2 protein-coding genes are annotated in these 7,433 nt (G+C 67.0%); both read left to right on the plus strand.

The features are described 5' to 3' along the window. Positions 1-2,385, plus strand: a 2,385-nt coding sequence (locus tag QOI01_RS24385; RefSeq protein WP_526385536.1) for a condensation domain-containing protein, incomplete at its 5' end; no start/stop codon positions are given. Continuing rightward, a partial coding sequence (locus QOI01_RS24390; protein WP_526385538.1) for an amino acid adenylation domain-containing protein occupies positions 2,382-7,433 on the plus strand: 5,052 nt, incomplete at its 3' end. The genes QOI01_RS24385 and QOI01_RS24390, both read left to right, overlap by 4 nt.

Raw genomic sequence — 7,433 nt, forward strand, 5'->3', positions numbered from 1 at the left:
GTGGCGGCGCGGTCGCGGTTGAACCCTGCCGCGGGGGCGTTGCTCAGCGCGCTGTGGGTGCCCGACACCGGCCAGCTGGTGTTGATCATTCACCATCTGGCGGTGGACGCGGTGTCGTGGCGAATTCTGTTGGAAGACTTGAACATTGCCTGGGCCCAGCATCACAGCGGGCAGGACGTGGCATTGCCTGCGGCGGGAACGTCGTTTGCCCGCTGGTCGGCACTGCTCAATGAGCAGGCGCACGCGGAGGCGGTGCTGGAGCTGGCCGACACCTGGCGGCAGGTGGCGGCGGTCCCGTCGGCGTTGCCGCCGGTACAACCGGCGGTGGACACCTATGTGAGCGCCGGGGAGTTGTCGATGTCGCTGGACAGCGACACCACCAGGCTGTTGCTCGGTGAGGTGCCCGCGGCGTTCCACGCCGGGGTGCAGGACATTCTCCTGATCGCGTTCGGTTTGGCTTGGGCGGAGTTCCTGGGCACTGGAGGGGCGCCGATCGGCATCGACGTGGAGGGTCACGGTCGCCAGGAGGAACTCGCGGGCGACGTTGACTTGTCGCGCACGGTGGGGTGGTTCACGTCCAAGTACCCGGTGGCGCTGGCCGTTGGCGACCTGTCCTGGGCGCAGGTGAGTTCGGGTGAAACCGCACTGGGCTCGGTCATCAAGGACGCCAAGGAGCAGCTTCGCGCTCTGCCAGACGGACTGACCTACGGTCTGCTGCGCTATCTGAACACCGAAGTGGACCTGGGCGGGTCGGATCCGGCGATCGGATTCAACTACCTCGGGCGCCTCGGCGCGGGCGCGGGCGACCTCTCCGATGACCTGTGGCGGATCAACCAAGACAACGTTTCGGTCATCGCCGCGGCCACGGCGGTGCCCACGCCGCTGGGACACACCGTGGAGCTCAACGCAGGCACCATGGACACCGACACCGGTCCGCGCTTGCACGCCACGTGGACGTGGGCGCTCTCGGCACTGGATCACCACCAGATCAGCCGGCTGAGCCAGCTGTGGTTCGACGCTCTGACCGGCATCTGTGCCCATGTCCAAGACGGCGGAGGCGGCCTTACCCCGTCAGACCTCGCGCCTACCCGGCTGAGCCAACAGCAGATCGACGAGCTGCAGCAGCAATACGACATCGCCGACGTCCTGCCGCTGACCCCGCTGCAACAGGGACTGCTGTTCCACTCGGGCACCGCGCAGGGCAGCGAAGACCTGTATGCGGTGCAGCTGGACATCACCGTGGCCGGCCCACTCGATCCCAAACGCATGCGCGACGCGGTGCGCACCGTGGTCAATCGCCGCCCGAATGTCGCGGCCCGCTTCGACGAACAGTTCGGCGTGCCGGTGCAGATCATCTCGGCTGAACCCGAAATGGCTTGGCAGTACGTCGAGTTGGACGGTGGCGTCGATGTCGACGAGCAGATTCAGTGGCTCTCCGCCGCCGAGCGCACGGCGGTCTGCGACCTCACCGCCCAACCGGCCTTCCGGGCCGCGTTGGTCCGCACCGCAGAAGATCAGCATCGGTTCGTGCTCACCAATCACCACATCGTCCTCGATGGCTGGTCGAAGCCGATCCTGCTGCAGGAGATCTTCGCCGCCTACTTCGGCGCGCGCTTGCCCGCGCCTGTCCCGTACCGGAGGTTCATCACGTGGCTGGCCGATCAGGACAACGGTGCCGCCCGAGCGGCATGGCGCCAGGTCTTCGACGGCTTCGACACTCCCACGCTCGTCGGTCCGCCAGGCCGGCTGGCGCTCGGGCGACGGGGCGTCGAATCGTTCCAGGTCTCGGCCGAGACCACGCGGGCCATCGGCGAGTTGGCACGCTCGCAGCACACCACCGTTAGCACGGTGCTGCAGGCCGCGTGGGCGCAGCTGCTGATGTGGCTGACCGGTCAGTCCGACGTGGCCTTCGGTACCGCGGTTTCAGGGCGGCCCACGGATTTGGTCGGCGCGGAATCGATGGTGGGCTTGTTGATCAACACGGTGCCGGTCCGGGCGACCATCACTCCAGACACCACCATCGCCGGCCTGCTCAACGAGCTGCAGAGCGGCTACAACGACACGTTGGAGCACCAGCATCTGGCGCTTAGCGAGATCCATCGCGCCACCGGCTACGACCAGCTGTTCGACACCGTATTCGTCTACGAGAATTACCCGATCGACGCGGCCGCGTTCTTGGGAGTGCACGAGTTGGCCATCACCGAGTTCAGCAATCGCGAGTTCAACCATTATCCTCTTTCGGTGCAAGCCGTCCCGGGTCACGAGCTGGGACTTCGCGTCGAGTTCGACACCGACGTGTTCGGTGCGGCCAGGGTCAAGAAAATGGTCGACCGGTTGCAACGGGTGCTTGAGGCCATGACCGCGGACTCTGGGGAGGAATCATGAGCGGCGACTCCACACGGCGGTTGTTGTCGATCGATCTGCTCGATTCCGGTGAGCACGACCTGCTGGACGAGTGGGGTAACCGTGCGGTGTTGACGCAGCCGGTGGGCACGCCGGTGTCGATTCCGGAGTTGTTCGCCGTGCAGGTAGTCCGCGCCCCGGGTGCGGTGGCGCTGGTCTCTGGGGAGCAGTCGTGGACCTATCGCGAGCTGGACGAGGCCGCCAACCGGTTGGCGAACCTCTTGGCCGGCCACGGTGCCGGTCCTGGCGAGCGCGTGGCGATGTTGCTTCCCCGTTCTGGCGAGGCGATCGTCTCGATTCTGGCGGTGCTCAAGACGGGGGCGGCGTATCTGCCGATCGACCCGGCGCATCCCGACGCGCGGATCGAGTTCATGCTCAGCGATGCCGCGCCGATCGCCGTGCTCACGACGGCGGGCCTGCGTCCGCGGCTGGATGGGTACGACCCGGCAGTCATCGACGTCAACGACCCCGCCGTCGACACCCAACCCAGCGCCGCATCGGCGGTGCCGACACCCGACGATCTCGCCTACATGACCTACACCTCGGGGACCACCGGTGTCCCCAAGGGAGTTGCGGTCACGCACCACAACGTCACCCAGCTGCTGGGGACACTGCACGCCGACCTGCCGGCAGGTCCGGGGCAGGTCTGGTCGCAGTGGCATTCGCTGGTCTTCGACGTCTCGGTGTGGGAGATCTGGGGTGCGCTGCTACACGGTGGCCGGTTGGTGGTGGTGCCCGAATCGGTGGGCAGCTCACCGGATGATCTCAACGCCCTACTGGTCAGTGAAAAGGTGAGCGTCCTATGCCAGACGCCCTCTGCGGTGGGCATGCTGTCGCAGGAGGGTTTGGAGAACGCCACGCTGGTGGTGGCCGGTGAGGCCTGCCCGACCGAGCTGGTGGATCGGTGGGCGCCCGGGCGGGTGATGATCAACGCCTACGGCCCGACCGAGGGAACGATCTACGCGGCGATGAGCGCTCCGCTGAGCGCAGGGTCAGGGGTAGCGCCGATCGGTTCGCCGGTGCCCGGTGCAGCGTTGTTCGTTCTGGATAAATGGCTGCGGCCGTCGCCCGAGGGGGTGGTCGGCGAGTTGTACTTGGCCGGTGCCGGCGTGGCGCAGGGCTATGTGAACCGAGGCGGGTTGACCGCGTCGCGGTTCGTGGCGTGCCCGTTCGGGGGACCCGGGGCGCGGATGTATCGCACCGGGGACCTGGTGCGATGGGGTGAGGACGGGCAGCTGCAGTATCTGGGCCGCACCGACGAGCAGGTCAAGATCCGCGGCTATCGCATCGAACTGGGCGAAGTCCAGGCGGCGCTGGCCGGTGTGGACGGAGTGGAGCAGGCAGTAGTCATCGCCCGCGAGGACCGGCCCGGCGACAAGCGCCTGATCGGCTATGTGACCGGGACCGCCGATCCGGCAGAGGCGCGCGTCGCGCTGGCCGAGCTGCTCCCGGCCTACATGGTGCCCGCAGCGGTGGTGACGTTGGAGGCTCTGCCGTTGACGGTCAACGGCAAATTGGACAGACGCGCGCTACCGGCGCCTGAGTACCGCAGCAATGGTCGTGGTGATTACCGCGCGCCGGCCACCCCGGTGGAGAAGATTCTGGCCGACATCTATGCCCAGGTGTTGGGGCAGGAGCGGGTCGGGGTCGACGACTCGTTCTTCGATCTCGGCGGGGACAGCATCCTGTCGATGCAGGTAGTGGGACGAGCCCGAGCAGCCGGAGTGCTGTGTAGGCCGCGCGACATCTTCGTCGAGCAGACCGTGGCCCGGCTGGCCGTGGTGGCCCAGGTGGCCGGCGGTGAGGCCGCCGTGGTCGATGAGGGGATCGGGCCGGTGGTGGCCACCCCGATCGTGCGCTGGCTGCACGACGTCGACGGACCGATCGACCAGTTCAATCAGACAGTGGTCGTGCAGGCTCCGGCCGGGGTGGCCGAGGCGGACGTCGCAATCGTGTTGCAGGCGCTGCTGGATCGGCATGCGACGCTGCGACTGTGTGTCGAGGACGACGGCGCAGGCGAGTGGTCGTTGTCGGTGCCCGAGGTCGGATCCGTGAACGCACGCGATCGCCTGTCCACCGTGGATGCCTTGTCGGATGAGGCAGTGGTGACGGCGCGGTCGCGGCTGAACCCTGCGGCAGGCGCGTTGCTCAGCGCACTGTGGGTGCCCGACACCGGCCAGTTGGCGTTGATGATTCACCATCTGGCCGTCGACGGGGTGTCCTGGCGAATTCTGTTGGAAGACTTGAACATTGCCTGGGCTCAGCATCACAGCGGGCAGCCGGTGGCGTTGCCGACGGGCGGGACGTCATTCGCTCGCTGGTCGTCGCTGCTGGCTGAGCACGCGCGCAGCTCTGCGGTGGTGGAGCTGGCCGACACCTGGCGGCAGGTGACGGCGGTCCCGTCGGCGTTGCCGCCGGTACAACCGGCGGTGGACACCTATATGAGCGCCGGGGAGATGTCGGTGTCGCTGGACAGCGACACCACCCGGCTGCTGCTGGGCGAGGTGCCCGCGGCGTTCCACGCCGGGGTGCAGGACATTCTGCTGATCGCGTTCGGTTTGGCCTGGGCGGAGTTCCTGGGCACCGGAGGGGCGCCGATCGGCATCGACGTGGAGGGTCACGGTCGCCAGGAGGAACTCGCGGGCGACGTCGACTTGTCGCGCACGGTGGGCTGGTTCACCACCAAGTACCCGGTGGCGCTGGCCGTTGGCGACCTGTCCTGGGCGCAGGTGAGTTCGGGTGAAACCGCACTGGGCTCGGTCATCAAGGACGCCAAGGAGCAGCTTCGCGCTCTGCCCGACGGTCTGACCTACGGTCTGCTGCGCTATCTGAACACCGATGTAGATCTAGCCGGGTCGGAACCGACCATCGGATTCAACTACCTCGGGCGACTCGCTGCGGGCGCGGGCGACCTGTCCGATGAACTGTGGCGAATCAATCAGGACGCCCTTTCGGTCGCAGGCGAGGCCTCCTCGGTGCCCATGCCCCTGATGCACACCGTGGAGCTCAACGCAGGCACCTTGGACACCGACACCGGCCCGCAACTGCAGGCCAGCTGGACGTGGGCGCGGTCGATAGTCGGTCATGACCAGGTCGAGCGGATGAGCCAGCTGTGGTTCGACGCCCTGGCAGGCATCTGCGCACATGTCCGTGCGGGCGGCGGCGGGCTGACGCCGTCAGACCTCGCGCCGGCCCGGCTCAGCCAACGGCAGATCGACGAGCTGCAGCAGCAATACGACATCGCCGACGTCCTGCCGCTGACCCCGCTGCAGCAGGGACTGCTCTTCCACTCGGTCTTCGCGCAGGGCACCGGGGACGACGTCTACGCCATGCAGCTGGACATCACGGTGACCGGACTTCTCGACCAGCACCGATTGCGCGATGCCGTGCATAACGTGGTGGCCCGCCACCCGAATCTGGCTGCCCGCTTCAGCGAACAGTTCGGCGAGCCGGTGCAGATCATTCCCGCCGACCCCGTGATGGCTTGGCGATATCTCGATCTTCGCGACGATGACCGCAACCCCGACGAAGAGATCAAGCAGCTGAGCGCTGCCGAGCGCGCCGCGGTCTGCGACCTCGCCGGTCGGCCGACGTTCCGCGCTGCGTTGATCCGTACCGCGGGCAACCAGCACCGGTTCGTGATGACCTTCCACCACATCGTGATCGACGGCTGGTCGCTGCCGATCCTGTTGCAGGAGATCTTCGCCGGCTATTTCGGGCACCGTCTGCCCGCAGCCGCCCCGTATCGTAACTTCGTCAGCTGGCTGGCCGATCAGGATCGCGATGCCGCCCGAGCGGCGTGGCACGAGTTGTTCGACGGTTTCGACACCCCCACCCTCGTCGGGCAGGCGGCTCAAGCAGGGCGGCGAAGCGTCGAATCGTATCGAGTCTCTGCCGAGACCACACGGGCCCTCGGCGAGTTGGCACGCTCGCAGCACACCACCGTCAACACGGTGCTGCAGGCCGCATGGGCGCAGCTTCTGACGTGGCTGACGGGCCAGCACGACGTGGCCTTCGGCACCGCGGTTTCGGGACGCCCGGCCGACTTGGTCGGCGCGGAGTCGATGGTGGGCTTGATGATCAACACGGTGCCGGTGCGGGCGAACATCACCGCAACCACGACCGTTGCCGAGCTGCTCGGGCAGCTGCAATCCGGCCACAATGACACCCTCGAGCACGAGCACCTCGCGCTCAATGAAATCCACCACGTCACCGGCCACGAGCAATTGTTCGACACCCTCTTCCTGTACGAGAGCTACCCGATCGACACCAGCGCGATGTCGGGCGTGCAGGAGTTGGCCATCACGGAGTTCAGCAACCGCGAGTACAACCACTACCCGCTGTCGGTGATGGCCCTTCCAGGTCACGAACTGGGCCTGCGCGTCGAATTCGACACGGACGCCTTCGAAGTCGACCGCATCGAAACGCTGATCGGGCGGTTCCAGCGGCTACTCGTCGCCATGATCGCCGACCCTGCGCAGCGGTTGTCGTCGATCGACGTGCTCGAGGCCGGTGAGCACGATCAACTGGACGTGTGGGCCAACCGGGCGGTGTTGAGCCAGCCGGTGTCTGCGGCGATGTCGATTCCAGAGCGATTCGCCTCTCAGGTAGCGCGCACACCGGAGTCGTTCGCGCTGACCTATGAGGGTCGCTCACTGACCTACCGAGAGCTCGACGAGGCCTCGAATCGGTTGGCGCACATGTTGGCTCGTCGGGGTGCCGGCCCGGGTGAGTGCGTGGCGCTGCTGGTTCCCCGTTCTGCCGAGGCGATCGTGGCGATCCTCGCGGTGCTCAAGACCGGCGCGGCGTATGTGCCGATCGACCCTACGGTGCCTGCTGCACGGCTGGAGTTCATGGTCGACGACGCCGGACCGATCGCCGCCATCACCACCGCGGAGTTGCGCTCGCGACTGGACGGGACCGACGTGCGCGTCGTCGACGTCAAGGACGTCAACGACGTCAACGACGCTGCCGTCGACTCACAGCCGAGCACGGCGTTGCCCGCCCCGGCTCCGGACGACCTCGCGTAC

This window comes from Mycobacterium sp., from assembly GCF_032162605.1.
Taxonomy (GTDB): domain Bacteria; phylum Actinomycetota; class Actinomycetes; order Mycobacteriales; family Mycobacteriaceae; genus Mycobacterium.